Source organism: Micromonospora trifolii, from assembly GCF_050516465.1.
GTDB lineage: Bacteria > Actinomycetota > Actinomycetes > Mycobacteriales > Micromonosporaceae > Micromonospora > Micromonospora trifolii.
Window position 1 is genome coordinate 4092622 of the sequence record NZ_CP191526.1, and the last position, 26232, is coordinate 4118853.

29 protein-coding genes are annotated in these 26232 nt (G+C 73.1%); 6 read left to right on the forward strand and 23 right to left on the reverse strand.

Going from position 1 to position 26232, the window contains the following annotated elements; genetic code table 11:
• Window positions 1-27: 27 nt before the first annotated feature.
• Window positions 28-1911, reverse strand: coding sequence for an ABC transporter ATP-binding protein (locus tag ACQRWP_RS18875; protein ID WP_430496523.1), 1884 nt, complete (start codon window positions 1909-1911; stop codon window positions 28-30).
• Between the two features lie 172 nt (window positions 1912-2083).
• Here ACQRWP_RS18875 and ACQRWP_RS18880 point away from each other — a divergent pair, with 172 nt between their 5' ends.
• From ACQRWP_RS18880 to ACQRWP_RS18890, 3 genes are all read left to right on the forward strand, one after another.
• Window positions 2084-2713, forward strand: coding sequence for a TIGR03085 family metal-binding protein (locus tag ACQRWP_RS18880; protein WP_430496525.1), 630 nt, complete (start codon window positions 2084-2086; stop codon window positions 2711-2713).
• Window positions 2714-2912: 199 nt separating this feature from the next.
• Window positions 2913-3788, forward strand: coding sequence for a terpene synthase family protein (locus ACQRWP_RS18885; protein ID WP_430496527.1), 876 nt, complete (start codon window positions 2913-2915; stop codon window positions 3786-3788).
• Between the two features lie 137 nt (window positions 3789-3925).
• Window positions 3926-5752, forward strand: coding sequence for an AMP-dependent synthetase/ligase (locus ACQRWP_RS18890; protein ID WP_430496529.1), 1827 nt, complete (start codon window positions 3926-3928; stop codon window positions 5750-5752).
• A 66-nt stretch (window positions 5753-5818) separates the two neighbouring features.
• On the opposite strand, the gene ACQRWP_RS18895 is transcribed toward ACQRWP_RS18890, so the two are convergent.
• A complete protein-coding gene (locus ACQRWP_RS18895; protein WP_430496531.1) occupies window positions 5819-7273 on the reverse strand; it encodes a PLP-dependent aminotransferase family protein in 1455 nt (484 codons plus the stop codon).
• Window positions 7274-7332: 59 nt separating this feature from the next.
• Between ACQRWP_RS18895 and ACQRWP_RS18900 the strand changes: the two genes are divergently transcribed.
• Together ACQRWP_RS18900 and ACQRWP_RS18905 are read left to right on the forward strand one after the other, a co-directional pair.
• The gene (locus ACQRWP_RS18900) at window positions 7333-8004 is read left to right on the forward strand and encodes a YczE/YyaS/YitT family protein (protein ID WP_430496533.1); all 672 of its coding nucleotides are present in this window, start codon (window positions 7333-7335) and stop codon (window positions 8002-8004) included.
• Between the two features lie 101 nt (window positions 8005-8105).
• Window positions 8106-8567 carry a hypothetical protein gene (locus ACQRWP_RS18905; RefSeq protein ID WP_357712758.1) on the forward strand — a complete coding sequence of 154 codons (462 nt, stop codon included), beginning with the start codon at window positions 8106-8108 and terminating at the stop codon, window positions 8565-8567.
• Window positions 8568-8572: 5 nt separating this feature from the next.
• On the opposite strand, the gene hisF is transcribed toward ACQRWP_RS18905, so the two are convergent.
• The 12 genes from hisF to hisD all read right to left on the reverse strand — a co-directional run bounded on the left by hisF (window position 8573) and on the right by hisD (window position 16853).
• Window positions 8573-9340: an imidazole glycerol phosphate synthase subunit HisF gene (gene hisF / locus ACQRWP_RS18910; RefSeq protein WP_112582731.1), complete on the reverse strand. Its 768-nt coding sequence runs from the start codon at window positions 9338-9340 to the stop codon at window positions 8573-8575.
• Window positions 9341-9413: 73 nt separating this feature from the next.
• A complete protein-coding gene (locus tag ACQRWP_RS18915; RefSeq protein WP_430496536.1) occupies window positions 9414-10409 on the reverse strand; it encodes an NADP-dependent oxidoreductase in 996 nt (331 codons plus the stop codon).
• A 47-nt stretch (window positions 10410-10456) separates the two neighbouring features.
• A complete protein-coding gene (locus tag ACQRWP_RS18920) occupies window positions 10457-10888 on the reverse strand; it encodes an organic hydroperoxide resistance protein (protein ID WP_430496538.1) in 432 nt (143 codons plus the stop codon).
• A gap of 5 nt (window positions 10889-10893) precedes the next feature.
• Window positions 10894-11340: a MarR family winged helix-turn-helix transcriptional regulator gene (locus tag ACQRWP_RS18925; protein WP_430496540.1), complete on the reverse strand. Its 447-nt coding sequence runs from the start codon at window positions 11338-11340 to the stop codon at window positions 10894-10896.
• Between the two features lie 80 nt (window positions 11341-11420).
• Window positions 11421-11810 carry a RidA family protein gene (locus tag ACQRWP_RS18930; protein WP_425698771.1) on the reverse strand — a complete coding sequence of 130 codons (390 nt, stop codon included), beginning with the start codon at window positions 11808-11810 and terminating at the stop codon, window positions 11421-11423.
• Window positions 11807-12532, reverse strand: a complete 726-nt coding sequence (gene priA / locus ACQRWP_RS18935; RefSeq protein ID WP_238680161.1) for a bifunctional 1-(5-phosphoribosyl)-5-((5-phosphoribosylamino)methylideneamino)imidazole-4-carboxamide isomerase/phosphoribosylanthranilate isomerase PriA — start codon at window positions 12530-12532, stop codon at window positions 11807-11809. The genes ACQRWP_RS18930 and priA overlap by 4 nt, the downstream gene beginning before the upstream one ends.
• Window positions 12533-12546: 14 nt before the next feature.
• The gene (locus tag ACQRWP_RS18940; RefSeq protein WP_430496542.1) at window positions 12547-12870 is read right to left on the reverse strand and encodes a hypothetical protein; all 324 of its coding nucleotides are present in this window, start codon (window positions 12868-12870) and stop codon (window positions 12547-12549) included.
• Between the two features lie 36 nt (window positions 12871-12906).
• Window positions 12907-13539, reverse strand: coding sequence for an imidazole glycerol phosphate synthase subunit HisH (gene hisH, locus ACQRWP_RS18945; protein ID WP_355580911.1), 633 nt, complete (start codon window positions 13537-13539; stop codon window positions 12907-12909).
• 13 nt (window positions 13540-13552) lie between these two features.
• Window positions 13553-13723 carry a hypothetical protein gene (locus tag ACQRWP_RS18950; protein WP_357259611.1) on the reverse strand — a complete coding sequence of 57 codons (171 nt, stop codon included), beginning with the start codon at window positions 13721-13723 and terminating at the stop codon, window positions 13553-13555.
• Between the two features lie 58 nt (window positions 13724-13781).
• Window positions 13782-14393: an imidazoleglycerol-phosphate dehydratase HisB gene (hisB, locus tag ACQRWP_RS18955; protein ID WP_030334475.1), complete on the reverse strand. Its 612-nt coding sequence runs from the start codon at window positions 14391-14393 to the stop codon at window positions 13782-13784.
• Window positions 14390-15463, reverse strand: coding sequence for a histidinol-phosphate transaminase (locus tag ACQRWP_RS18960; protein ID WP_430496545.1), 1074 nt, complete (start codon window positions 15461-15463; stop codon window positions 14390-14392). The genes hisB and ACQRWP_RS18960 overlap by 4 nt, the downstream gene beginning before the upstream one ends.
• Window positions 15464-15530: 67 nt before the next feature.
• Window positions 15531-16853 (reverse strand): histidinol dehydrogenase, encoded by a 1323-nt coding sequence (gene hisD / locus ACQRWP_RS18965; protein WP_430496547.1) that lies wholly within the window; start codon window positions 16851-16853, stop codon window positions 15531-15533.
• Window positions 16854-16959: 106 nt separating this feature from the next.
• Between hisD and ACQRWP_RS18970 the strand changes: the two genes are divergently transcribed.
• A complete protein-coding gene (locus ACQRWP_RS18970; RefSeq protein WP_430496549.1) occupies window positions 16960-17658 on the forward strand; it encodes an LON peptidase substrate-binding domain-containing protein in 699 nt (232 codons plus the stop codon).
• Here the strand turns inward: ACQRWP_RS18970 and ACQRWP_RS18975 are convergent.
• The 9 genes from ACQRWP_RS18975 to ACQRWP_RS19015 all read right to left on the reverse strand — a co-directional run bounded on the left by ACQRWP_RS18975 (window position 17573) and on the right by ACQRWP_RS19015 (window position 26177).
• Window positions 17573-18403 (reverse strand): DUF2567 domain-containing protein, encoded by an 831-nt coding sequence (locus ACQRWP_RS18975; RefSeq protein WP_430496551.1) that lies wholly within the window; start codon window positions 18401-18403, stop codon window positions 17573-17575. The genes ACQRWP_RS18970 and ACQRWP_RS18975 overlap by 86 nt on opposite strands.
• Before the next feature lie 56 nt (window positions 18404-18459).
• Window positions 18460-20166, reverse strand: coding sequence for an AAA family ATPase (locus ACQRWP_RS18980; protein ID WP_430496552.1), 1707 nt, complete (start codon window positions 20164-20166; stop codon window positions 18460-18462).
• Between the two features lie 74 nt (window positions 20167-20240).
• Window positions 20241-21281 (reverse strand): hypothetical protein, encoded by a 1041-nt coding sequence (locus tag ACQRWP_RS18985; RefSeq protein ID WP_430496554.1) that lies wholly within the window; start codon window positions 21279-21281, stop codon window positions 20241-20243.
• Between the two features lie 42 nt (window positions 21282-21323).
• Window positions 21324-22268, reverse strand: a complete 945-nt coding sequence (locus ACQRWP_RS18990; RefSeq protein ID WP_091407730.1) for an RluA family pseudouridine synthase — start codon at window positions 22266-22268, stop codon at window positions 21324-21326.
• Window positions 22265-22879 (reverse strand): signal peptidase II, encoded by a 615-nt coding sequence (gene lspA, locus ACQRWP_RS18995; protein WP_430496556.1) that lies wholly within the window; start codon window positions 22877-22879, stop codon window positions 22265-22267. Before lspA ends, ACQRWP_RS18990 begins: the two co-directional genes overlap by 4 nt.
• 64 nt (window positions 22880-22943) lie before the next feature.
• Window positions 22944-23363 (reverse strand): TraR/DksA family transcriptional regulator, encoded by a 420-nt coding sequence (locus ACQRWP_RS19000; RefSeq protein WP_124854350.1) that lies wholly within the window; start codon window positions 23361-23363, stop codon window positions 22944-22946.
• A 226-nt stretch (window positions 23364-23589) separates the two neighbouring features.
• Window positions 23590-25089 (reverse strand): potassium/proton antiporter, encoded by a 1500-nt coding sequence (locus ACQRWP_RS19005; RefSeq protein WP_430496558.1) that lies wholly within the window; start codon window positions 25087-25089, stop codon window positions 23590-23592.
• Between the two features lie 22 nt (window positions 25090-25111).
• Window positions 25112-25417: a DUF167 domain-containing protein gene (locus tag ACQRWP_RS19010; RefSeq protein ID WP_430496560.1), complete on the reverse strand. Its 306-nt coding sequence runs from the start codon at window positions 25415-25417 to the stop codon at window positions 25112-25114.
• Between the two features lie 10 nt (window positions 25418-25427).
• A complete protein-coding gene (locus ACQRWP_RS19015; RefSeq protein ID WP_430496562.1) occupies window positions 25428-26177 on the reverse strand; it encodes a hypothetical protein in 750 nt (249 codons plus the stop codon).
• Window positions 26178-26232: the final 55 nt, after the last annotated feature.

Consider the following 26232-nt stretch of genomic DNA (forward strand, 5'->3'; position numbering starts at 1 on the left):
GGCTCCGCCGCGCTGCACTCCTCGCGCTCACCGGTCCACCTCGATTTCCAGGCCCGACGGCAGCGGCGCCACGTCGTCGCCGTACGAACTTTCCTGCGCCCGCTCCACCTCGGCCTGCTCGTAGGCGGTGACCAGGTCGACGTAGCCGGGCACGGTGGCCAACAACTCGCTGTGGGTGCCCCGGGCGACCACCCGTCCCTGCTCCACGTAGATGACCTCGTCGGCGAGCGCGATGGTGGCCCGGCGGTACGCAACCACCAGGATCGACGCGGCCGGGGCCCCCGCCTCCGTGGTCGACGACCGCAGCCCCGCCAGGATGGCCGCCTCCACTCGAGGATCGACAGCGCTGGTCGCGTCGTCGAGCACCAGCAGGCGCGGTCGACCGGCCAGCGCGCGGGCCAGGGTGAGCCGCTGCCGCTGACCGCCGGAGAGCGAGGTGCCCCGCTCGCCGACCATGGTGTCCAGGCCGTCGGGCAGCGCGGCGACGAAACCGTCCGCCTCGGCCAGCCGCAACGCCGCCCAGACCACCTCGTCGTCGACACCGGACCGGTCGAGGGCGATGTTGGCGCGGACCGTGTCGTCGAAGATGAAGGGCACCTGGGCGACCAGGGCCACCGTGCCGGCCAGCGACGCCGAGGTCAGCTCGCGCACGTCCACGCCGTCCAGGCTCACCGTGCCGGAGTCCGGGTCGACGAGGCGCGCCGCCAGCGAGGCGATGGTGGACTTGCCGGCGCCGGTCGGCCCCACCAGGGCCACCGTCCGACCGGACGGCACCGTGAAGCCGACCTCGCCGAGGACCTGCGCGCCGGGCGGGTGCGCTTCGGCCGGCGGGTAGGAGTAGTGCACATCGTCGAAGGTGAGGGTGGCCGGGCCGGCGCCGGCCCGGTCGAGCACCCGCTGCCCGTACGGCATCTCGCCGGTGGCGTCGAGCACCCGGCGCACCCGGTCCCAGCCGGCGACGCTGCGCGGCAGCTCGGCCAGCACCCAACCGATGGCCCGCACCGGGAACGCCAGCACGGTGAAGAGGAAGGCCACGCTGACCAGCTCGGTCACGCTGATCGCGCCCTGGCGCAGCCGGAACGCCCCGACCACCAGTACCGCGAGGGTGCCGAGGCTGGGCAGCGTCTCCAGCAGCGGGTCGAAGATGCCACGCAGCCGGCCGACCGCGATCAGCGAGTCGCGCAGCTCACCGGCGCGGCCCGCGAACCGGGCGGTCTCCTGGGCCTCGCGGCCCATCGTCTTGACCACCAGGGCGCCGTCGAAGCTCTCGTGGGCGATCCCGCTGACCTCGGCGCGCAGACGCTGCGCCCGGGCCTGCCGGGGGGCCATCCGGCGGGAGTAGACGACGTTGAGCGCGAACAGCGCGGGGAAGACCGCGAGCCCGACCAGGGCGAGCGCCCAGTCGGTGGCGAAGAGCGACACGATCGCGCCGACCAGCATCACCAACGTGCCGACGGCGAACGGCAGCGGCGCGATCGGGTACCAGGCCGCCTCCACGTCGGAGTTGGCGTTGGACAGCAGGGTGCCGGTGGAGTTGCGGTGGTGCCAGGACAGCGGCAGCTCCAGGTACCGACGGGTCACCCTGCGGCGGTACGAGGCCTGGAGGCGGTACTGCATGTAGCCGGCGCCGAGCCGGCGGCCGAAGATGCCCGCCACCCGCAGCACGCTGATCCCGAACAACGCGGCCGCGGCCAGCGCCAGTGTGCCGGCGCCCACCTCGCCGCGTTCGATGGCCGGGAGCGCCACCTCTCCGATGACCGAGCCGACCACCCGTGCGCTGACAATGATCATCCCGCCGAAGAGCACGCTGCCGACGACCGCCACCGAGAAGATCCTCGGCTGCTCACGGATCGCCTGCCGCAGGACCCCCAGCCCTCGACTGAGAACGTCCCGACTTGTCTTGCTCGCCACGCTCTCCCCCGCCGTAAGCCGCAATTATCTCCCTCATCCTTACCGGTCGGGGCCAGTGCCGCCGACCCTGACTGGATATGTCGACCATCACGTACCGGACGGCGGCTTGCCGCAGGCGCCGACCCGCGTCCGCTGTCGCGCGCCGACGGGCCGCCGGGCCTACGATCGGGCCATGCCGCGGTACGCCCGAGCCGAGCGCGAGGCGCTGGCCGATCTTCTACTGGCCCTCGGGCCGGACGCCCCGACCATCAACGAGGGCTGGGCGACCCGTGACCTCGCGGCGCATCTGGTGCTGCGGGAGCGCCGTCCGGACGCGGCGGGTGGGATCGTGCTGCCGCCGCTGCGCGGCTACGCCGAGCGGGTCCGTCGGCGACTCGCCGCACGGCCCTACCCCGAACTGGTGGCACAGGTGCGCCGGCCGCCGCTGTGGAGCCCGGTCAGCAACCCGCTGACCGACGAGTTGGCCAACACGATGGAGTTCTTCATCCACCACGAGGACGTCCGGCGAGCCGGCTCCGGGTGGCAGCCGCGCGATCTGTCCACCGGCCTGCAGAGCGCGCTCTGGAAACGCGCGGCCCCGATGGCTCGGCTGGCACTGCGGCGTTTTCCAGCGGACCTCTACGTGCAGGCACCCGGCCACGGTGAGATCTCCCTCGGTCGCGGTGGTGAGCCACTGCGCCTGGTCGGCGCCCCGGCCGAGCTGGTGCTGTTCCTCTCCGGCCGGCAACGGGTGGCCCGGGTCCAACTGAACGGCTCGACGGAGGCGGCTCGGCGGCTACGGGCCGCCAACCTGGGCATGTGACTATGTGTGCGTAAACGGTCACCAAACGACTGTGGAATTTCCCACACCCAGCGAAACACGCTGATACCCCCTCCCGTACGCTTCACCGCGCCGCTCCGCGCCGGGCGGCACGGAGTGGGGGCGCATTGTGCGGGACTTCGCGATTTCGGCGCTGCGGGAACCCCCGTTTCCCACGGGACGCCACGGAGCCACGGACCAGGTGGCGGGTGAGAGCATCGAGTGGGCGCGTGCGTTCGGGCTGGTCGATTCCAGCCAACGTGTGCACCGCCTGGAACGGGCCGACGCCGCCGGACTGGCCGGCCGCGCCTGCCCGGACGGCTCCGTGGAGGGCCTGCGGCTGCTCACAGACCTGATCAGCTGGCTTTTCGTGATGGACGACGCCTGCGACGAGGACGGCCTCGGCGCCGACCCGGCCCGACTGGGCCCGGCGATCAGCACCCTGCTCGACGTGCTGGACCGGTGTGGTGACCCGGACGTCGTACCGCCCGCCGTCGGGCCACTGGGTGACGCGCTGCACGACCTGTGCCGCCGGACCCGACTGCACGATCACGCCGGACTGCTGCTGCGGTTCGTCAGCCAGATGCGCGAGTACCTGTTGGCGCTGCTGTGGGAGGCGGGCAACCGGGAACGTCGGCGCGTACCCGAGGTGGCGGAGTACGTGCAGCTGCGCCGGCACATCGGCGGCGTGCACCCCTGCCTGACACTGACCGACCTGGCGTCGACCCGGCCCTCCGGGCCAGCCCAGCGCGCCCACCCGGGGCTGGTCGCCCTGGACCTGCTGGCGGTGGACCTGGTCTGCTGGTGCAACGACCTCTTCTCCTACGGCAAGGAGAGCCAGGTCGACCCGGACGCGCACAACCTGGTCACGGTGATCGCCCAGGACAGCGACGAGGACGAGGTGACCGCGCTCCGGAGTGCGGCACACCGGTTCAACCAGGGGTTGGCGACGTATCTGGACGCGGAGGAGGCGCTGCGCGCCGCCGGCGACGACGGAATCCGCGACGCCCTGACCGCCCGGCGCAACTGGGTCCGGGCCACCTACGACTGGTCAGTGGTGGCTGCCCGGTACGCCTGATCGGCCGTACCGGTTGGTGGGATGGGCCGGCCGGACGATCACCAGGGCTAGCCGATGCACGGCGACAGGCAATACTCTTCGGTAACCATCATGACGTGACGACCGTCACGCCACCACCCCCGAAGGCGGCTACAGCGATGGCTCTCGATGTACCGTACCGCTCCATCCCGGACATGTTCCTCAAGCGCGTGGCGGCCACCCCCGACCGGAACGCGTTCGCGTCCCCGAACCCCGACGACTCGGGGCCCGTCTGGTTGACCTGGGCGCGGGTCGGTCAGCGCGCCAAGGCGGTCGCCGCCGGCCTGCACGGCCTGGGCGTTGGCCAGGAGGACCCGGTCGCGATCCTCGCCAACACCCGGCTGGAATGGGTGATCGCCGACCTCGGCATCATGTGCGCCGGCGGCGCGACCACCACCGTCTACCCGACCACCGAGCCGGCCGACGCGACGTACATCATCGCCGACTCCGGGTCGAAGGTGCTGTTCGCGGAGAACCCGGCCCAGGCGGCGAAGATCGCCGGGGCGACCCTGCCCGCGCTCACCCACGTGGTGCTCCTCGACGGCGCCGTCGATCCGAACGCCCCGATCGCGCAGTTGACGCTCGCCGACCTGGAGGAGCGCGGCACCCAGGCGCTGGCCGCCGAGCCGGAGCTGATCGACATGCTGGTGGCCGGCATCGGCCCGGACCACCTGGCCACTCTGATCTACACCTCCGGCACCACCGGCCAACCCAAGGGCGTCGAGTTGCTGCACGGCGGCTGGTGCTGGGAGGCCGTGGCGCAGGCGGAGGTCGGGCTGCTGCGCGACGACGACCTTCAGTACCTGTGGCTGCCGCTGGCCCACTCGTTCGGCAAGACCCTGCTCTGCGGCGCCATCCACGTCGGCCTGCCCACCTACGTCGACGGGCGGGTGGACAAACTGGTCGACCTCCTCTCGGTCATCCGTCCAACGCTGATGTGCGGCGCTCCCCGGGTGTTCGAGAAGGTCTACAACAAGGCCGTGACCACCGCGCAGGGCGCTGGCGGCGCGAAGGCGAAGATCTTCGGCTGGGCCGTCGGCGTCGGCAAGGAGAAGGTCACCCTGGAGCAGGCCGGCAAGCCGGTGCCGGCCGGGCTGAAGCTGCGCTACGGGCTGGCCGAGAAGCTGGTGTTCAGCAAGCTCCAGGCCCGCCTGGGCGGCCGGATGCGGGTGCTGGTGTCCGGCGCCGCGCCGCTCAGTCCGGAGATCGCCACCTTCTTCGCCGCCGCGAACCTGCCGATCTCCGAGGGCTACGGCCTGACCGAGACCAGCGCCGGCAACTTCGTCAACCCCCCGGCCGGGCTGCGGATCGGCACCGTGGGCCGGGCGATGGGCGACCTGGAGTGCAAGATCGACACCGACGGGGAGATCCTGGTGCGGGGTCGGCCGGTGATGCGCGGCTACCACAACCTGCCGGAGGAGACCGCCGCCTCGTTCACCGAGGACGGCTTCTTCCGTACCGGTGACATCGGCACCCTCGACGAGCAGGGCTACCTCCGCATCACCGACCGCAAGAAGGACCTGGTCAAGACCTCGGGCGGCAAGTACATCGCGCCGTCGCACATCGAGGGCATGTTCAAGGCCATCTGCCCGTACACCTCGCAGGCGGTCGTCGTCGGTCAGGCCCGCAACTTCTGCACGATGCTGGTCACCCTCGACCCGGACGCGATCCGGGGCTGGGTCGCCGGCGGCCCCCTCGAAGGGCGCAGCTACACCGAGATCGTCGCGTCGGCTGAGGCCCAGACGATGGTCGAGGAGTACGTCGCCCAGCTCAACGCCAAGCTCAACCGCTGGGAGACGATCAAGAAGGTGGCCATCCTGCCGCGCGACCTGACGATCGAGGACGGCGAGATCACCCCGTCGTTGAAGATCAAGCGGCGTGGTGTGGAGAGCAACTTCGCCGCCGAGATCGACAAGATGTACGCGGGCACCCTCGCCGAACTCTGACGCGTCGCCGGTGGCCCCGCACCCGCCCGGGTGCGGGGCCACCGGCGTTCGTGGCAGCGGGGGCGCTCAGGCGATGACAGCCGGTTCGCGCCACCGCTGGCGGCCGGCGCGGTCCAGGTCGTAGCGGATCGCCGCGATCCGTCCGACGGCCTCCACGAGGTCCGCCGCGGGCAGGGTGAAGGGCAGCCGCAGGAAGCGCTCCAGGGTGCCGTCCAGACCGAACCGGGGGCCGGGGGCCAGCCGTATGCCGACCTCCTCCGCGGCCCGGGCCAGCGCGCTCGAGACCGGGCCGTCCAACTCGGCCCAGAGCGTCACGCCACCCCGTGGCACGGTGACCCGCCACTCCGGCAGTTGGTGCGCCAGCGCGCCGAGCAGGGCGTCCCGCTGGACGGCCAACTGGACGCGGCGGTCGGCGACGATGGCCTCGGCGTCGGCGAGCAGGTGCACCGCGACCAGTTGGTCCAGCACCGGGCTGGCCATGTCGACCCCGACCCGCACGGCGGCCAGCCGCTGCACCTGCGGCGCGGACGCGCGTACCCAGCCGATCCGCAGGCCACCCCAGTAGGGCTTGCTCATCCCGCCGATGCTGACCACCCGGCTGTGCCGGTCGTAGGTGGCGACCGGGGGTGGCACCTCGGTGCCGTCCATCGACAGGTCCACGAAGGACTCGTCGATGATCAGGTCGGTGCCGACCGCGTGCGCGGCGGCCACCACCCGCTCGCGCAGCGAGGCGGGCATCAGGTGCCCCGTCGGGTTCTGGAACTCCGGAATCAGGTAGGCCAGCTTGGGCCGGGTCTGTCGGAGACTGCCCAGCAGGAGGTCGGGCTCCCAGCCGCCGTCGGCGGCCAGACCGTGGGTGGTGATCCGGGCCCGCCGGCCGGCCAGCGCGGCGAGGGCGTTGGGGTAGGTCGGGGACTCGACCAGCACGGTGCCGCCCGGGGCCAGGGCGAGCCGCAGCACCAGATCCAGTGCGTGCTGGGTGCCACTGGTGACCATGATCTGGTCGGCTGTGGTGGGCAGACCCCGGGCGGTGTAGGCGTCGGCCACCGCCTCGCGCAGCTCGATGATGCCGGTCGGGTGGTAACCGGCCCCGCTCAGGTAGCGGGGCAGGTCCTCGGTGGCGGCCCGCGCTGCCGACAGCAGTTGCGGCGGGGCGGCCAGCGCCGCGACGCCGAGGTCGAGCATTTCCCGGTCGTCCAGCGGGGTCCACAGGCCGGTGCTGGCCACCCGGTGGTTGCCGGGCAGCATCGTCCAGCTGCCGGCGCCCCGCCGGCTGGCCAGGTGCCCGGTCTCGCGCAGCTGCCGGTAGGCGGCGGTGACAGTGGTCCGGCTGATCCGGAGCGCCTCGGCCAGGTCCCGTTCCGCCGGGAGGCGGACGCCCAGCGGCAGCCGGCCGTCGGCGAGCAGCCCGCGCACCGAGCCGGCCAGCGCGGCGTAGTCGGGGCTGCGGCGGCGGCCCGGCAGGGCATGCCACTGCCCGAGCAGACGGGCCAATTGGACGCCTCGCACCTGCCCGGTCATAGCCACTCCTCGGATATTGGCTTCTTCCTCGACGAGGATTGGCACCTAGGGTGGCATGCATGGCACTGCTTGGCAATCTGCGGCACCGGCCGGTTCGACGGTTGGTCCAGCTCTACCTCGGGCTCACGGTCTACGGCGTCAGCATGGCCCTGATGATCCGCGCCCACCTGGGCCTCGACCCGTGGGACGTGTTCCACCAGGGGCTCTCCGAGCTGACCGGGCTCTCCTTCGGCACGGTCACCATCGGCGTCGGCGCGCTGGTCCTGCTGCTCTGGATCCCGCTGCGGCAGCGGCCCGGCCTCGGCACGGTCAGCAATGTCGTGGTGATCGGCCTGGTCGTGGACGCCACACTGGCCCTGCTGCCCGCGGGTGGCCCGCTCAGCGTCCGGATCGCGATGCTGGTCACCGGGATCGTCGCCAACGGCGCCGCCACCGCTCTCTACCTCGGCGCCCGGTTGGGGCCAGGCCCCCGCGACGGTCTGATGACCGGGTACGTGGCCCGCCGGCCCGGCCGGTCGGTCCGGCTGGTGCGCACCGTCATCGAGGTCACCGTGCTGGCCCTGGGCTGGCTGCTCGGCGGCACGGTCGGCGTGGGCACTGTCGCGTACGCGCTGGCCATCGGTCCGTTGGCCCAGTTCTTCATCCCGCTGTTCGCCGTGCCGGAGGGCACCGCGCAGGACAGCGCCGCACCCCCGCCGGGTAGCGCCGCACCGGCCACCCCCGCCGGCTGAACCCTCACCGACCGTCCGCGAACCGGTACGTGGCGGTGGTGCCAGGTACCGGTTGGAGGGTGGGTGTTCCCTTCCGCGACGCGCGCCGTCATCATCTCTGCATGGGGGAGAACGGTTGGCGCTGGACGGACGCCTGGATCTTCGTGTCGCTCGTCATCGCGAGCGGGGCCGGACGGCACCGTCGGTCGGCGACAAGCCGGCGGCCGGAGGGTGTCCGCCTGACCGACGTGCTCTCCACCGCCGACCACCTCAACCACGCGATTCCGCAGCGACACGAGGTGGAGGCCGCGGTCCAGCGGCTGGTCGGCGCCGGGCTGGTCAGCGTCGCCGACGGCTGGTTCCGGATCACCGCCGAGGGTGAGCAGCTGTGGCGTACCCGCCCCCGCGCGGGTGTGGCGACCATGGTGGACACCGTGCAGGGTGTGTTGACCCGTCGGCACGCGCCCGGCAGCGCGGACTGGATCCTGGACGAGGCAGACCACGCGGCTGCCGTCCAGGAGTACGCGGTCCGTTCGATCCCCACCCCGCGTCGGTCACCGGAGGGGCACTCCGGCGAGCGCTGAGCGGCTCAGCGCACCGGATGGCCGCCGAGGCGCAGCGCGTCCTTGACCTCGGCGACGGTCAGCTCGCCGAAGTGGAAGACGCTGGCGGCGAGCACCGCGTCCGCGCCGGCGCCGATCGCGGGCGGGAAGTGGGCCACCTCGCCGGCGCCCCCACTGGCCACCACCGGCACGTCCACCACCGCGCGTACCGCGGCGATCAGCTCCAGGTCGAAGCCGGCCTTGGTGCCGTCGGCGTCCATCGAGTTGAGCAGGATCTCGCCCGCGCCCAACTCGGCGCCCCGGTGCGCCCACCACACGGCGTCGATGCCGGTGCCGCGCCGGCCGCCGTGCGTGGTGACCTCGAAGCCGCTGGGCGTGCCGCCGTTCGGCGACCGTCGCACGTCGAGGGAGAGCACGAGCACCTGCCGGCCGAACCGGTCGGCGATCTCCGCGATCAGCTCCGGACGGGCGATGGCGGCGGTGTTCACGCCGACCTTGTCCGCCCCGGCGCGCAGCAGTGTGTCCACGTCGGCGACCTGCCGGACCCCACCGCCGACGGTCAGCGGGATGAACACCGACTCGGCGGTGCGGCGCACCACGTCGAGCATGGTGCCCCGGTCGCTGGAGGACGCGGTGACGTCGAGGAAGGTCAACTCGTCCGCGCCGGCCCGGTCGTACGCGGCGGCCAGCTCCACCGGGTCGCCGGCGTCACGCAGGTCGAGGAAGTTGACCCCCTTGACCACCCGCCCGGCGTCCACGTCCAGACAGGGGATCACCCGTACCGCCACCGTCATGCCGCGAGCCTATCCTCCGCACACGGCACGGCGGTCGACCCGATCGGGTCGACCGCCGTGAGAGAGGTCTGCGTCACACGCGGACGAGCATCTTGCCGAGGTTGTCGCCGCGCAGCAGGCCGAGGAACGCGGCCGGGGCGTTCTCGATGCCGTCCACGATCGTCTCGTCGTAGGACAGCGTGCCGTCGCGCAGCCAGCCCGCGACGTCGCGCACGAACGCCGCCCGCACGTCGTTGTGGTCGTTGACCAGGAAGCCGCGCAGGGTGAGCCGCTTGCCGATGACCAGTGCCAGGTTGCGCGGTGCGGCCGGCGGCTCGGTGGCGTTGTACTGCGCGATCATGCCGCAGATGGCGGCCCGGCCGTGCAGGTTCATGGCCGAGATCGCGGCCTCCAGGTGGTCACCGCCGACGTTGTCGAAGTAGACGTCGATGCCGTCCGGGGCGGCCGCCCGCAGCGACTCGCGGACCCCGTCGTGGTAGTCGAAGGCGGCGTCGAAGCCCAGCGCCCGCAGCCGCTCGACCTTGGCCGGCGAGCCGGCGCTGCCGATCACCCGGCCGGCGCCCTTGAGCTTGGCGATCTGGCCGACCAGGCTGCCCACCGCGCCGGCCGCGGCGGAGACGAAGACCGTCTCGCCGGGCTTCATCGCGGCCACCTCCAGCAGCCCGGCGTACGCGGTCAAACCGGTCATGCCGAGCACGCTCAGGTACGCGCTGACCGAGGCGATGCTCGGGTCGACCGGGCGGGCCGCGGCGGCGTCGAGCAGCGCGTACTCCCGCCAGCCCAGCCCGTGCAGGGCGGTGGTCCCGACGGCGATGTCCGCCGCCTCGCTGGCCACCACCTCACCGATCGCGGCGCCGTCGAGCGGCGCGTCGAGCGCGAACGGCGGCACGTACGACTTGACGTCGTTCATCCGTCCGCGCATGTACGGGTCGACGGACATGTACTGGTTGCGGACCACGATCTGGCCCGGTCCGGGCGTCGGGACCTCGGTCTCGACGAGCCGGAAGGTGTCTTCGGTGGGCCAGCCCTGGGGGCGGCTGGCCAGGTGGATCTCGCGGTTGCTGGTCACGGGGTGGTCGTCCTCTCGTCCGCGGATGGGGGCCTGGGGCCGCGAGGTCACGCGGACAGGGTCTCGCGGACGGTCAGCGTGACGTCGACGTTGCCACGGGTGGCGTTGGAGTACGGGCAGACCTGGTGGGCCTGTTCGACCAGCTGCTCGGCGACCTCGCGGGGCGCGGCGGGCAGGTCGACGACGAGCTGCACGGTGAGCCCGAAGCCGCCGCTGCCGTTCGGGCCGATGCCCACCTCGGCGCCGACCACGGAACCGGTCACGTCGGCCTTGGCCCGGCGGGCCACCAGCCGCAGCGCGCTGTGGAAGCAGGCCGCGTAACCGGCGGCGAAGAGCTGCTCGGGGTTGGCCGCCCCACCGGCGCCGCCCATCTCCTTCGGCACGGCCAGGTCGAGCGCGAACGTGCCGTCGGAGGTCTCGACGTGGCCGTCCCGGCCGTCGCCGGAAGCGGTAGCGGACGCGGTGTAGATAACCTGCATGATCGTCACTGCTCCTTCTGTCGATGGATGGTGTCGGTGACCCGGGTGAGGGTGTCGCGCAGCGCGACGAGCTCGTCGAAGCCCAGCCCGGTGGCCTGCGCGATCCGCAGCGGGACGTCGCAGACCCGCTCGCGCAGCGCCCGGCCCTGCTCGGTGAGGCCCACCTCGACCCGCCGCTCGTCGCGGGCCGACCGCCGCCGCACCACCAGGCCCGCCCCCTCCAGCCGCTTGAGCAGCGGGGAGAGCGTGCCGGAGTCCAGTCGCAGCTCGGTGCCCAACTCGGACACCGTGGGGGCGTCGTCGGGACGCTCCCAGAGCACCAGCAGCACCAGGTACTGCGGGTAGGTCAGCCCGACCTCTTCGAGGATCGGCCGGTAGACGTCGGTCAGTGCGCGCGACGCGGCGTAGAGCGCGAAGCACACCTGCCGGCGCAGCACCAGGTCATCGGTCACCGCTGAACCGTAGCCCACAATTAAGTTGTGCACAACTTATCGGGCCGCAGGACGACCAGCAGGCCGCTCGGGCGCGTACCTCAGCGATCGCCGAGGTACGCCTCCAACTCCACCTCGACCAGGTGCTCCGGGTCCAGCAGACCGGCCACCACCACCAGGGTGGCCGCCGGCCGGACCGCGCCGAAGACCGCGTTGTGCGCCCGACCTACCTCGTCGGCGTGCAGCCGGTCCGTCACGTACATCCTGGTCCTGACGACATCACCCGGCTCCGCACCCACCTCGGCGAGCGCGGCCAGCCCGATATGCAGCGCCTGCGCGGTCTGTGCGGCCGCGTCACCGACGTGCACCACCCGGCCGTCCACCGTCGCCGTGCAACCGGCCGTCCAGGCCCGCTCACCGGCCCGGACCACCCGGGAGTACCCGTAACGCTGCTCCCACGGGCCACCCGACCCCAGCCGGGTCGTCGTCACGCCTCGGCCAGCGTCCGCAGCGCCTCGGCCACCGTGAAGGCACCCGCGTAGAGCGCCTTGCCGGCGATCACGCCCTCCACCCCGGCCGACTCCAGAGTCGCCAACGCCCGCAGGTCGTCCAGGGTGGACACCCCACCCGAGGCGATCACCGGCCGGTCCGTACGGGCACACACCTCGCCCAGCAGATCCAGGTTCGGCCCGCGCATCGTGCCGTCCTTGGTGATGTCGGTGACCACGTACCGACTCGCGCCCGCCTTGTCCAGCCGCTCCAACACCTCGTACAGGTCACCGCCGTCGCGGGTCCAACCCCGCGCCGACAGGGTGTGACCCCGCACGTCCAGCCCGATGGCCACCCGGTCGCCGTACTCCGCGACCACCCGGTCACACCAGACCGGGTCCTCCAGGGCGGCGGTCCCGATGTTCACCCGGGCCGCACCGGTGCCCAACGCCGCGCGCAGCGACTCGTCATCACGGATGCCCCCGGAGAGCTCCACCTTCACGTCCAACTGCCGCACCACCTCCGCGAGCAGGTGCGCGTTCGTGCCCCGACCGAACGCCGCGTCCAGGTCGACCAGGTGGATCCACTCCGCGCCGTCCTGCTGCCAGGCCAGCGCCGCGTCCAACGGGTCGCCGTAGATGCTCTCGCTTCCGACGGCGCCCTGCACGAGCCGGACGGCCCGGCCGTCAGCGACATCCACGGCGGGTAACAGGGTGAGGCTCAAGGTCTTCTCCTCGATCAGGTACGACGGTCCAGGGCGATCACGACGATCGCCGGCAGTACGAGCAGCAAGAGCACGATCAGCGCGATACGCAACGCCAGGTTGTCGACGAACGTCCAGATCAGGAGCAACGCCGCGCCGGTGAGCAGCACGATCGCGGCCCGCTCACCCCGAGTGTGCCGGGCCAGCCGCCCGGAGCGACCCCGCCGCAGCCGCGGCGTCAAGCCGCGGACCACCGCGCGACGGCGCTGCCGGCGGGCGACCTGGCGCTGCCGTACCGCCCGCTCCCGAGCCTGCTCCGCCTCCCGCTCCGCACGCCGGCGAGCGCGTTCCCGGCTCACCGCGACGCCCGCCGCTCGGGCACCGCGCGACGGCGCTCAGTCACCGCTGGGCAACGTGGCGAGCCAGTTGCGCAGCAGCGCGGCACCGGTGTCGGCGGACTTCTCCGGGTGGAACTGGGCCGCCGACAACGAGCCACGCTCCACCGCCGCGACGAAATCCGTGTCGTGGTGGGCGGTGGTCACCGTGGCACCGGCGGCGGCCAGCGCCGCCGGGTCGCCCATCGCGTACGAGTGGACGAAGTAGAAGCGGCTCTGCTCCGTCAACCCGGCGAACAGCACCGACTCCCGGGGTGCCCGGACCGTGTTCCAGCCCATGTGCGGCAACCGGGTGGCGGCCAGCCGGGTCACCCCGCCGGGCAGCAGCCCCAGCCCCTTGGTCACCACGCCGTGCTCGTCGCCGTGCTCGAACAGCACCTGCATGCCCACGCAGATGCCGAGCACCGGCCGGCCAGCAGCCACCCGTTCGGCGATCACCGGGCCGGCGCCCAGAGCCTCGATCCCCGCCATGCACGCCGCGTACGCGCCCACACCCGGCACCACCAGACCGTCGGCGGCAGCCGCCGCGGCCAGGTCGTCGGTCACCCGGACGTCCGCTCCGGCGGCGGCCAGCGCCCGCTCCGCCGAGCGCAGGTTGCCCGAGCCGTAGTCGAGCACCACCACGTCACTCATGTCGTCACCCCGATCACCCGTTCTCCGGCAGCAGCCGCAGCACCCCGGCGACAGTGGCGAGCACCGCGAGCACCGCGGTGATCAGCACGGCGGCCTTCGGCGCGCCCTGCCGGTAGAGCGACCAGGTGCCACCCACCAGCACCCCGGCCAGGATCAGCAGCAACGTCGGCAACGCGGCACCCATCAGAGCAGCCTTCCATTCGCGACTGCGGGGCTCCGCTGCGCTGCACTCCTCGCGCTCATCAGAGCGCGCCCTTCGTGCTCGGGATCGCCCCGGCCGAACGCGGGTCGATCGAGGTGGCCTCGCGCAACGCGCGGGAGACCGCCTTGAACTGCGCCTCCACCACGTGGTGCGCGTCCGGGTGACCACCCGGCCGGGCCGCCCGCAGCACGTCGACGTGCAGCGTTACCCGGGCCGCCTGGCCGAAGGACTCCCAGATGTGCCGGGTCATGCTGGTCGCGTAGACCGGCCCGATGTAGGGGGCGAGCACCGGCTCGTCGTGCACCACGTACGGCCGACCGGAGAGGTCCACCGCGGCCCGGACCAGCACCTCGTCCATCGGCACGGTCGCCGAGCCGTACCGCCGGATGCCGGCCTTGTCGCCCAGCGCCTGGTCGAACGCCGCACCCAGGGCGAGCGCGGTGTCCTCGATCGTGTGGTGCGCGTCGATCTCCAGGTCACCCACGGTGCGCACGGTCAGGTCGAAGCCGCCGTGCCGGGCGATCTGGTGCAGCATGTGGTCGTAGAAGCCGACGCCGGTGCTGATCTCGGCGGCGCCGGTGCCGTCGAGATCGATCTCGACGAGGACCTTGGTCTCCTTGGTGATCCGTTCCACCCGGGCGGTCCGACTCATTGCGAAGTCTCCATTGCAGAAAGAAAGGCGTCGGTCTCGGCGGCGGTGCCGGCGGTCACCCGCAGCCAGCCGGGCAGGCCGACGTCACGGACCAGCACCCCCTGCGCCAGCAGGGCGTTCCAGACGATGGTCTGGTCGCCGCCCACCTCGAAGAGCACGAAGTTGGCGTCGCTGTCGGCGACCCGCAAACCCCGCTCGCGCAGCGTCGCCACGATCCGGTCCCGCTGCGCCATGATCGCGCTCACCGTACCGAGAAGGGCATCGCGGTGGGCCACCGCCGCGCGTGCGGCGGCCTGGGTGAGCGCGGAGAGATGGTACGGCAAACGGACGAGCTGCACCGCCCGCACCACCGCCGGGTCGGCGGCCAGGTAACCCAGCCGGCCGCCGGCGAAGCCGAACGCCTTGCTCATCGTCCGGGTGACCACCAGCCGCGGGTGGCCGGGCAGCACCGCGAGGGCGCTGACCGTCCCGGGCCGGGCGAACTCGGCGTACGCCTCGTCGACGACCACCATGCCGGGCGCGACGTCCAGCACCGCGGCGATCACCGCCGGGTCCAGTGCCGTGCCGGTGGGGTTGTTCGGCGAGCAGAGGAACACCACGTCCGGGCGGTGCTCGCGGACCTGGGCGACCGCCTCCTCGGCGGTCAGCCCGAAGTCGACGCCGCGCGCGGCGGGCACCCAGCGGGTGCTGGTGCCGAGGGCCAGCAGCGGGTGCATCGAGTACGCCGGAACGAAGCCGAGCGCGGTGCGCCCCGGCCCGCCGAACGCCTGGAGCAGCTGCTGCTGGATCTCGTTGGAGCCGTTGGCCGCCCACACGTGCTCGACGGTGAGCCCGTGCCCGAGGTATTCGGCCAGGTCGGCGCGGAGCGCCACCGCGTCCCGGTCCGGGTAGCGGTTCAGCTCACGCAGCTCGGCAGCGAGCGCCTTGCCGATCGCCTCGACCACCGGCTCCGGCACCGGGTGGGAGTTCTCGTTGGTGTTGAGCCGCACCGGCACGTCCAGTTGCGGCGCCCCGTACGGCGACAACCCCCGCAGGTCGGCCCGGATCGGCAGATCGTCCAGGCTGGTCACGCCGCCTCCCCGCTTCGCGACGAGGCGGCGTGACGCATCGGTCGACCAAGCCGGCTGGTGCGCTCGCTCACGCCGACCCTCCCGGGAAACGGGCCTGGACCGCCTGGCCGTGCGCGGGCAGGTCCTCCACGTTGGCCAGGGTGACCACGTGCGGGGCCACCTCGCGCAGCGCGGCCTCGGTGTATTCGATCAGGTGCACGCCGCGCAGGAAGGACTGCACGGACAGGCCGGAGGAGTGCCGGGCGCAACCGCCGGTGGGCAGCACGTGGTTGGAGCCGGCGCAGTAGTCACCGAGCGACACCGGCGACCAGGCGCCCACGAAGATCGCCCCGGCGTTGCGGACCCGCAGCGCCCACTCCCGGGCGTCGACCGTCTGGATCTCCAGGTGCTCGGCCGCGTACGCGTCGACCACCCGCAGCCCCGCCTCGAGGTCGTCGACCAGGACCACGCCGCTCTGCTCACCGGTCAGCGCCGTGGTGACCCGCTCGGTGTGCTTGGTCGCCGGCACCTGCCGGGCCAACTCCGCCTCGACCGCCTCGACCAACGCCACCGACGGGGTGACCAGCACGCTCGCGGCCAGCGGGTCGTGCTCGGCCTGACTGATCAGGTCGGCGGCCACGTGCGCCGGGTCGGCCGTGTCGTCGGCCAGGATGGCGATCTCGGTCGGCCCGGCCTCGGCGTCGATGCCGACCACGCCGCGCAGCAGCCGCTTGGCGGCGGTCACCCAGATGTTGCCGGGGCCGGTGATCAGGTCGACGGGGTCGCACCGCAGCTCACCAGCCGGGTCCACCGCCGCGCCGTACGCCAGCATCGCCACCGCGTGGGCCCCGCCCACGGCGTACACCTCGTCGACGCCGAGCAGCGCGCACGCGGCGAGCACCCGAGGGTCGGGCAGGCCGCCGTTGTCCTTCTGCGGCGGGCTGACCACCACCAGCGAGCGCACCCCGGCCGCCTGGGCGGGCACCACGTTCATCACCACCGTCGACGGGTACATCGCCAGGCCGCCGGGCACGTAGAGGCCGACCCGGTCGACCGGGAGCCACCGCTCGGTGACCGTGCCGCCGGGCACCACCTTCGTGGTGTGGTCGGTGCGCCGCTGGTCGGCGTGCACCCGACGGGCCCGGGCGATGGACTCCAGCAGCGCGGCACGCACCGCCGGGTCGAGCACGCCCTCCGCCTCGGTGATCGCCTCGACCGGCACCCGCAGCACCTCCGGGGAGATGCCGTCGAACCGAACGCTGGCCTCCCGGATCGCTGGGTACCCATGCTCACGGACCGCCTCCACCAAGGGCCGGATGCGCTCGACGGCGACGGACACGTCGAGCTGGGCACGGGGCAGCAGGCGGCGCGGGTCACCGAGACCGTCGCGCAGGTCGATCCGATTCAGCACCCTTGCGAGTCTAGGCGGCCGGCCCGACGTCCACCCGAGCCGCCCGTCCGCCGGGACGGTGAGCCGGGCCACGCCCCCGGGGGCGAGATTGGTTAGGCTCGACCATGTGACCGCACGGCTGCCGGTTTTCCCGCTCGCAACGGTGCTCTTTCCCGGGTTGGTGCTGCCGCTGCACATCTTCGAGGAGCGCTACCGGGCGCTGGTCCGACACCTGGTCGACCTGCCCGAGGGTGCCCCGCGCGAGTTCGGCGTGGTGGCCATCCAAGCCGGCTGGGAGGTCGCGCCCGCCGGCGCCCCGGCCACGTCGAGCGTGGGCGAGGTGACGCTGCACGAGGTGGGTTGCACCGCCGAGCTGCGCCAGGTGACCGAGCTGGCCGACGGTGGCTTCGACATCGTCACGGTCGGCCGCCGCCGGTTCCGGATCGCCGAGGTCGACGACAGCGCCGAGCCCTACCTGACCGCCGACGTCGAGTGGCTGCCCGACCCGGGCGGCCCGGACGAGGTGGCTGATCTGCTGGCCGCCCGGGTGATCGCGGTCTTCCGGCAGTACCTCGGCCTGATCCGCTCCGACCCGGAGGAGATCTCCGAGCAGTTGCCGGAGGACCCGACGGTGCTCTCGCACCTGGTGGCGGCGACCGCGGCGCTCACCGTCGACGACCGGCAACGGCTGCTGGCGATCGACGACACCGCCTCCCGGCTGCGCGCCGAGCTGCGGTTGCTCAACCGCGAGGCGGCTCTGCTGCGTCAGGTGCGGGCGGTTCCGGTGCCGCTGGCGGAGCTGGCGTCCCCGCCGACACCCAACTGAACTCCCCCGGCTCGGGCTCCGGGCGTAACCCCGGCCACCGCGACCAGCCGGCCAGCAGGGTGTACATGACCGCGGCCCCGAACGCCGGCAGCAGCAGGTTGCCGTGCGGCACCGGCAGCACGCCGAGCAACCAGTCCACCCCACCGGCCCGCAGGTCGGCGGGTTTGCTGAAGGCCTGCCCGGCCGGGGCGGTCGCCAGCAAACGGTCGAAGGTGGCCAGGCCGATCCGCCGTCCCACCTGCCAGGCCACCGGCGCGGCGACCAACGCGCCGAGCACCGCGGCGAGCAACCCGACCGGGCCGCGCCGCCGACGCAGCACGAACCACAGGGCGAGCGCCACGAGCAGCCCGAAGGCGAGCCCGAGCAGGCTGAACCAGCCGTCGGCGGCGATCGGCTGCTCCGGTTGCGGCTCGGCGTAGATCGCCCCCTCGGCGGTCTTGAGCACCGGGGTGTCCGGGGCGAGCGCGGCCCAGAGCAGCCCGAGCGGAACACCCAGCGCGGCCAGCGCGAGCACGGCGCCCAGCACCGTCGCCAGGGCACGCAGCGGACGACGCGGCTCGTCGAACCGAAGCTCCAGCGAGCTCTGGTACGCCGCTGAGGCCGGCAGGTGGCCCGGGCCGAACTCGCCCGGCGCTGTCCCGGTCGACGGGTCGGCCTCCGGCGGTCTCGCGTCCGGCGTACGGGGTGGCGCGGGTTGGCCGGGCTCGTCGACGGGCCGCTCGCGGTCGGGGTTGTCCGGGCTCACCCGATGATCCTCTCAGGCCCGGTACGCGGCCGGGGCTCCGGTGGCGGCAGACCAGCTCACCGGGCGAACGGCTCCACCATCATCGCCGCGGCCCGCAGCCACGCCTGACGGGTCTCCGGCTGGAGCTGGTGGTACTCGATCGACGACCCGGTCTCCAGAGCCGGGTCGTACGGCACGACGGCCACGCCCCGGGTACGGGTGGCGAAGTGCCGCTCCAGGTCGTCCTGGAGCGTCGAGCGACCCGGCGTCGGGCAGGAGATGAGGGTGATCGCGTTGTCCGCCAACTCGCCCATGCCCTCCTCGTGCAGCAGGTCGAGCATCCAGTCCGCGCTGAACGCCGCGTCCTCCCGGGGCACAGTGGTCACCACCAGCTGGTCGGCGGCCTGCATCACGGTGCGCCAGTTGGGACTCTCCACGTTGTTGCCGGTGTCCACGCAGACCACGTCGTGGGTACGCCGCAGCAGCTCCAGCACCCGCCGGACGGTGAACTGGTCCAGTCGCTGGGCGAAGCGCGGGCTCTCCTCGCCGGCCAGCACGTCGTACGAGCCGTCGGAGGCGTGCCGCAGGTAGTCGTCCAGCCGGTCCAGCAGGGTCGCGTCCTCCAGGATCTCGATCTGGGCCAGGTCGCTGATCAGGTGCCGGATCGTCCGGGCGTGCCGGGCGCTGCCGGCGCGCAGGCCGAGGGTGCCGCGCAGCTCGTTGTCGTCCCAGGCCAGCACGCCCTTGCCGCGGACGCTGCCGACCGTCGCCGCGGCAAGCACTGTGGCGGTCGTCTTGTGCACCCCGCCCTTGGGGTTGGCGAAGGCGAACACCCGGGGCGTGCCCAGGTCCCGCTGGAGCACCCCGTTGGCGCGCTCCTGCTCCTGGTCGACGGCCGGTGGGCGCCATTCGATCCGGGGCGGGTAGGCACGTTCGGCGACCGCCGAGCCGACCGCCGGGGCGGGCGGCGGCGGGACTGGCGGCGGGACTGGCACGGCGACCGGCGGCGCGGGCGGCGGGGCGACCGGCGGGGGCGGTGGCGCGACGGCCGGGTAGCCGGTCTCCGGCTGGTAGCCGGTCTCCAGCAGGGCGTAGCGCGACTCCACCGGCGGGTCGCCCGGTCGGTAGCCGTTGTCCAGCAACGCGTAGCGCGACGGGACCGGATCGGGGCCGCGTGCCGGTGGCTCCGGCTCGGCCCGGTACGTCGGCTCGGCCCGGTAATCCGGCTCCGCCCGATAGTCCGGCTCGGTCCGGTAATCGGGCTCGGCCCGGTAATCCGGCTCGGCCCGGTAGCCGGGCGTGGCGCGGTAGTCCGGCTCAGCGCGGTAGCCCGGCTCGGCCCGGTAGCCGGGCTCGGCGCGGTAGTCCGGCTGCTCGGTCCGGTACGCCGGCTCCGCTCGATAGTCCGGCTCGGCCCGATAACCAGGCTCGGTCCGGTACGCCGGCTCAGCCCGGTAGTCCGGCTCGGCCCGGTACGCGGGCTCGGCACGGTAGGCGGGGTCGACCCGGTAGGTCGCCTCGGCCCGGTAACCAGGCTCCGCGCCGTACGACAGGTCGCCCGGATGCCCGATGGCGGGTGCCCGCCCGGCGTAGCCGTTGGGGGCCGCACGCCGTGGCAGCGGGTCCGGTGGCGGCTCCTCGCCGCGCCGCTCCGGCTCGGTCTGCTCCGCGCCGCGACCGCTGAGCCGGGCACGGTCCAACAACGCGCGCCACCGCGGCGCTGGTTCGGCCGGCCGGCCCCAGCCGGTCTCACTGCCCTCCACGGCCCGCCCTCCCAGCGCCATCGATCTCTGTCTGACAGGCTACGAACCCAACCCTATTCGGACCACACCTCAGAGCGCACACCAGCCGGCGCAGATCACGACGACGGCGACGACGACGACGGCTCGGCGACGGTGGCGTCCGGCGAGGTGGTGAAGCTCGGCGGCGCCGACTCGGTGGGCTCCGGCTTCGACGGTTCGGGTGACGGAATCGTCACGACTGGTGCGGGTTCCGACGATTCGCCCACGGGGGCCGAGGGCGAAGGTGCGGTGATCACCGGCGCTGGCCGCTCGGACTGGGTCGGTGCGGGACTCGGCCCGGTGTCGGCCGGCGGGCGCACCACGTCGCGCTGCTCGGGCAGGGGCGGCGTGAAGACCGTCCGGTCCAGCCGGTACACCTCGGGGGCGGGGTCGACCGCCCGTACATCCGGCCGGGCCGCCACACCGCGCAGCGCCACCGGCGTCGCGCGAACCACCGCCGCGTAGACGCAGGCGCAGCCGGTGCGGTACGCGGCCGCCTCGGCGGCGGCCACCTCGGCGCCGCTGGCGTACTGCTCCCGCAACTCCCGCTCGCCCACCCCGTCGCCGTCGACAGCGGCGGCCCTGGCCCGGTAGTCGGCGGCCTCGGTCTCCTTGCGGGCCGCCACCTGCTCCATCCCGGCGACCACGTCGTCGGGCACCCGCAGCGCGGGGATCTTGACGATCTCGGTCTGCCGGCCGGGCAGCGGAACCCGCCCGAAGACGGTCGAGACCCCGACGTCGCCGAGCACCGTCGCCAGCCGCTGCGGAGGCAGGTACGCCTCGAGCGTGACCAGCGCGTACGTCCCACCCTCGGCGGCCTCGGCGGCCTCGGCGGTCGCGGGCAGCGCGGCCAGGTCGGCCGCGGCGGACCGTAGGTAGCCGGGGACGGAGTCGCCGTCGGCAACGCCGACCCGGGTCACCTCGCCCACCGTCCGGTCGCCGACCGGAGTGTCGTCGACGGCCCAGACGGCGGTGCCCAGCACCGCCGCCGCAGAGAGCACGGCGGCCCAACTGAGCACACCGGATCGCGACGACCGGTCGCCCAGCCGGGCCACGGCCCGGGTCAGCGGCGGCAGCAACCGCTGGTCCAGCTGCCGCAGCAGGTTGCCGGCGCGCACGGGCGGGATCCCCTCTGTGGAACGGTGTCGGGCGGTCGCCGCTCAGTCACGCAGGATCTGAAGCGCACGGTCCAGGTCGTCAGGGTAGTCGCTGACGAACCGGACCTCGTCCCCCGTTCGGGGGTGCAAAAAGCTCAGTTCGCGGGCGTGCAGCCACTGCCGGGCCAGGCCGAGACGGGCCGAGAGGGTGGGATCGGCGCCGTAGGTGAGGTCACCCACACAGGGGTGCCGCAGGGTGGAGAAGTGCACCCGGATCTGGTGGGTCCGGCCGGTCTCCAGCCGGACGTCGACCAGACTCGCCGCCGGGAACGCCTCCAGGGTGTCGTAGTGGGTGATGCTCGGCTTGCCGCCGGAGACCACCGCCCACCGGTAGTCGTGGGTGGGGTGCCGGTCGATCGGCGCGTCGACGGTGCCCCGCAGCGGGTCGAGGTGACCCTGCACCACCGCGTGGTAGCCCTTGTCGACCTCGCGGTACTTGAAGGCCCGCTTCAACGCCGTGTACGCCTGCTCGCTCTTGGCCACCACCATGATCCCGGTGGTTCCCACGTCGAGCCGGTGCACCACGCCTTGGCGCTCGGCGGCGCCGCTGGTGGAGATGCGGTGCCCGATCGCGGCGAGCGCGCCGATCACCGTCGGCCCGGTCCACCCGGGGCTCGGGTGCGCGGCCACCCCGACCGGCTTGTCGACCACGACGATGTCGTCGTCGGCGTAGACGACCCGCAGGCCCGGCACCGCCTGCGGCACCACGGTCGGCGGCGCGACCGGGGCGGGCAGCGTGACGTCCAGCCAGGAGCCGGCCTTGACCTTGTGCGAGTTGGGCCGGGCGGAGCCGTCGACCAGTGCGTCTCCGGCGTCGACCAGAGCCGCGGCGGCGGTGCGGGAGAGCCCGAACAGGCGGGACACGGCCTGGTCCAGGCGCATGCCGTCGAGGCCGTCCGGAACCGGAAGGGAACGGTGGTCGCCGCCAGCGGCGAATGCGGAGGTCATGCCCGCTCCCGCTGCTCGGCGCCCGACGCGGCGTCCGTCGTGGCCGGGTCGCCGTCGCGCCCCGCCCGCCGGCCGTCACGCTGGCGGCCGGTCAACTCCAGCAGGACGGCCAGCAGCACGCCGCAGACCAACGAGCTGTCGGCCAGGTTGAACACCGGCCATACCTGACCGTACGGGTCGAAGAGGCTGATCATGTCGACCACGTGCCCGTGGAACGGGGACGGCGCCCGGAAGATCCGGTCGACGAGGTTGCCCAACGCGCCACCGAGCACCAGGCCGAGCGAGATCGCCCAGGGCAGCGAGCGCAGCCGCAACGCCATCCAGACGATCCAGCCGACCACGCCGATGGTGATCAGCGGGAAGATCCAGGTGTGGTCCGCGCCGATGCTCCAGGCCGCGCCGCTGTTGCGGGTCAGGCTCAGGTAGACGAACCCGCCGAGCAGCCGGACCGGCTCCCGGTCGGTCAGCGCGGCCAGCGCCAGGTGCTTGGTGACCAGGTCGGCCAGCAGGGCCACCAGGGCGACTCCGGCGAGAATCGCGACGGTCCGGGGCCGGCGGGTGCCGCCGCCCGGGTCGGTGCGGCCGGGTTCGGCGGACGGTACTGCGGTCATGCGCTCCCCATCGACAGTCTTGGCGGTGATCGCTCACCGTCTCATCGCCGCCGGGGAACGGACCTCAGCGCCGCTCCTCCAGCTGCTTGCACGTCACACACAGGGTGGCCGACGGGAAGGCGGCGAGGCGCTCGACCGGGATCGGGTTGCCGCACCGCTCGCACCAGCCGTAACCACCCTCGTCGAGGCGCTCCAGAGCGCGCTCCACCTGCGTGATCCGTTCCAGAATGCTGTTGGCGAGAGAGATCTCCTGCTCCCGCTCGAGCGTCTTGGTGCCCGTGTCGGCCTGGTCGTCCCCGGCCGAGTCGGTCAGCCGATCGCGCTGCAGCTCGGTGATCTCACTCAGCGTCTGATCGTACTCGGCACGAAGCTCGTCCCGTCGCGCCGCCAGCGCCGCCCGGATCTTCTCGGTCTCCGCGGTGCTGCGGGTGGCCTTCGCCGCCGGCTTGCGCCCGGCGGTCCTGGTGTCGGATGGCTTCGCCATGGGTCGCTCCCTCGGCCGGGGGAACCGCGCGGTCCGCGGCGCCTGGTCAGGGGGCGCCGACCAGGGCGTCCCCTATGTACGAAAAGGGGCGCACGGCGACGATGGCCGCGCACTCCGGAGGTTGGCAAGAATACGGAACGTACAGGCGTCCGACAACGTGCCGCACCGTCGCACCGTCTAACAGCCCCTAGCCCTGCCTAACTGGGGCAAAGGGAACGCTAGCAGATCAACTGGGCACCTCATCCCCGTACTCACCAAACCATCGGGCCAGACGACCCCGCCGACTGACCGCCCGCAACCGCCGTTCCGCCGCGTCCCGCACCCCTGCGGTCGCCACGATCAGCAGACTGTCGCCGGTCTTCAACCGGGTGTCCGGTGCGGGCACGAAGCCCACGCCGTCGCGCAGCACCAGGGTCACCGCCGCGCCCAGCGGAAGACGCAGCTCGTCGACGTGCACGCCGGCCAGGCGCGAGCCCGGTGGCACCTCCACCTGGAGCAGATCCGCCCGCATCCGCTCCAGCGGCGCGGTCTCCACGTGGATCTCGGCGGCCTCGGCCGGCGCGGTCACCCGCAACCGGCGGGCGAACGGCCCCAGCGTCCCGGTCTGCACCAGCGTGAAGATCACCACCAGCACGAAGACCACGTCGAAGAGCCTCTCCGCGCCGGGCACCCGCTCGGAGAGCGGGATGGTGGCCAGCACGATCGGCACCGCCCCCCGCAGCCCGGCCCAGGACAGGAACGCCTGTTCTCGAAGGCCGACCCGGAACGGCAACGCCGACACGGCCACCGACAGCGGCCGAGCCAACAGCACCAGAGCCAGCCCGGCGACCACCGCGGGCAGCACCGCCGCGTCCAGCCGGCCCGGCGAGGCCAGCAACCCGAGCAGCACGAACAAGCCGATCTGGGCGAGCCAGGCCAGCCCGTCCGCGAAACCGAGGATCGCCTGCCGGTGCGACAGGCGGGCATTGCCCAGCAACACCCCTGCCACATAGACGGCGAGGAAGCCCGAGGCGTGCAGAACCGCCCCCGCGGCGTACGCCAGCACGGTGATGCCCACCGCGGCGATCGGGTAGAGCCCGGCCGAGGGCAGCGCCGCCCGGCGCAGCGCCCAGGTGCCGGCGACACCCGCGGCCACGCCGACCGCCACACCGACGCCCAGCTCGTACAAGACCAGCGCGACCTCGTACCACCACGGGTGCGCAAAGCCCCGGTGGGACAGCAGCACCACCAGCAGCACCACCGGGGCGTCGTTCATCCCCGACTCGGCCTCCAGTGTCGCCACCAGCCGGGGCGGCAACCGCAGTCGGCGCAGGGTGGCGAAGACGGCCGCCGCGTCGGTGGACGAGAGCACCGCGCCATAGAGCAGCGCCAACCGCCAGTCCAGCCCCAGCAGCAGGTGCACGGCCACGCCGACCACCACGATGCTCACGATCACGCCGACCGTGGAGAGCGCGGAGGCCAGCCCGAGCACCGGGCGCAGCGTCGTCCACCGGGCGGTGAGGCCGCCCTCTGCGATGATCACGATCAGCGCGCAGAAGCCGAGGGTCCGGGTCAGCTCGACGTCGTCGAAACGGATGCCCAACCCGCTCTCGCCGATCGCCACGCCCAGAGCCAGGTAGACCAGGAGGCTGGGCACGCCGAGCCGGGTGGAGAGTCGGACCGCGCCGACAGCGACCAGCAGCACCGCCGCACCGAGCAGCAGCGCGATATCCAACCCGGGCGTCACGGCTGCCTTGCCTGGGCTGTCCTCACTCGGCGGATCCGTCGCGCAGGCGGCTCAGCACCTCGGGCAACCCCGGGCCGGGCCGATCGACGAGGAAGAGCTTGTCCCGGCTGGCCGCGCCGGCACGCAGTGACACGTCGGACGGTCGGACGCCCAACGCGCCGGCCAACGCCCGGCGGGCGGCCTCGGTGGCCCGACCGTCGACGGCAGGGTCGTGGACCGCGATCACGAGGGCGGGCCCGTGCGGGCCGTCGAAGCGGCCACCCACCCGGTCCCGGGAGGCACCGGGCTTCACCCGTACCGCCACGGTGAGCGTGTCCTGCGCGGGCACCGGCGCCGCTTCAGATCGGCCGGGCGTCGGCGAGGAGAGCGGTCGCCGGCGCGCAGTGCGCGCACGGAGTGAAGCCGAGTTCCACGGCCTCGGCCACCGGCAACGTCTCGGGCTGCCAGCCGATCAGGTGGGGGCAGCCGTCGAGGTGGTAACGGGGGCGGCCGTCGACGACCTCGACGGCGTCGAGCAGACGGGCCACCCGGGCCGCCTCGGCGGCCGTGATCTGCTGGGCGGCCGGCTCGTCGACCGCCGCGACCGCGGGGTCGAACACATCGTCGCTCGACGCCGCGATCGGCGACGCCGGGCTGACCGGCCGGGCCCGCGAGGGCACCTCGTCCGCCGTACTCACGAACGGCGACGCGTCATCGACGTGCGGCGGGGCGACCGGCGACGCCTCATCGATCGGCGAAGCGTGGTCGACCGGCGGCGCGGGTGGTTGCCGCCACCCGGTGCCGCCGGTACCAAACGTCGTGGGCACGTGCTGGACCGGCACTTCCGGCTCGACCAGCGGTGGCCCGTACGCGACACCCGGTGTGGCCTGGCTGGCCGTGCGGGGCGCGTCGGGGTGCCGCCGGTCGGTCCGGCCGGGATCCGCCATGGCGCGGTTGGCGGCTGCCTGGCGGGCGCCCACCACCAACGCCACGGCGGCCAGCAGACTGGCCGCGATGGAGATGACCAACAAGAAGCTGGAGCCACCGGCCAGGCCGAGCACCAGTAGCACCACCGCGACGAGGATGAGCAGAAGACTCGCGACTATCACGGCTCACCCCCGCCGCGTCGAACCGTCCAGGCCGGGCCGGCGACCGTCACCATTG

Coding starts and splice junctions, on each gene's coding strand:
- ACQRWP_RS18880 (WP_430496525.1), top strand. CDS start 2,084: ATGCCGCGGTACGCCCGAGCCGAGCGCGAGGCGCTGGCCGATCTTCTA.
- hisH (WP_355580911.1), bottom strand. CDS start 13,539: ATGAGTGACGTGGTGGTGCTCGACTACGGCTCGGGCAACCTGCGCTCG.
- ACQRWP_RS18950 (WP_357259611.1), bottom strand. CDS start 13,723: ATGGGTGCCGCGTTGCCGACGTTGCTGCTGATCCTGGCCGGGGTGCTG.
- ACQRWP_RS18990 (WP_091407730.1), bottom strand. CDS start 22,268: ATGACCTCCGCATTCGCCGCTGGCGGCGACCACCGTTCCCTTCCGGTT.
- ACQRWP_RS18980 (WP_430496552.1), bottom strand. CDS start 20,166: ATGGCGCTGGGAGGGCGGGCCGTGGAGGGCAGTGAGACCGGCTGGGGC.
- ACQRWP_RS19000 (WP_124854350.1), bottom strand. CDS start 23,363: ATGGCGAAGCCATCCGACACCAGGACCGCCGGGCGCAAGCCGGCGGCG.
- ACQRWP_RS18890 (WP_430496529.1), top strand. CDS start 3,926: ATGGCTCTCGATGTACCGTACCGCTCCATCCCGGACATGTTCCTCAAG.
- ACQRWP_RS18900 (WP_430496533.1), top strand. CDS start 7,333: ATGGCACTGCTTGGCAATCTGCGGCACCGGCCGGTTCGACGGTTGGTC.
- ACQRWP_RS18895 (WP_430496531.1), bottom strand. CDS start 7,273: ATGACCGGGCAGGTGCGAGGCGTCCAATTGGCCCGTCTGCTCGGGCAG.
- lspA (WP_430496556.1), bottom strand. CDS start 22,879: ATGACCGCAGTACCGTCCGCCGAACCCGGCCGCACCGACCCGGGCGGC.
- ACQRWP_RS18920 (WP_430496538.1), bottom strand. CDS start 10,888: ATGCAGGTTATCTACACCGCGTCCGCTACCGCTTCCGGCGACGGCCGG.
- hisF (WP_112582731.1), bottom strand. CDS start 9,340: ATGACGGTGGCGGTACGGGTGATCCCCTGTCTGGACGTGGACGCCGGG.
- ACQRWP_RS18905 (WP_357712758.1), top strand. CDS start 8,106: ATGGGGGAGAACGGTTGGCGCTGGACGGACGCCTGGATCTTCGTGTCG.
- hisB (WP_030334475.1), bottom strand. CDS start 14,393: ATGAGTCGGACCGCCCGGGTGGAACGGATCACCAAGGAGACCAAGGTC.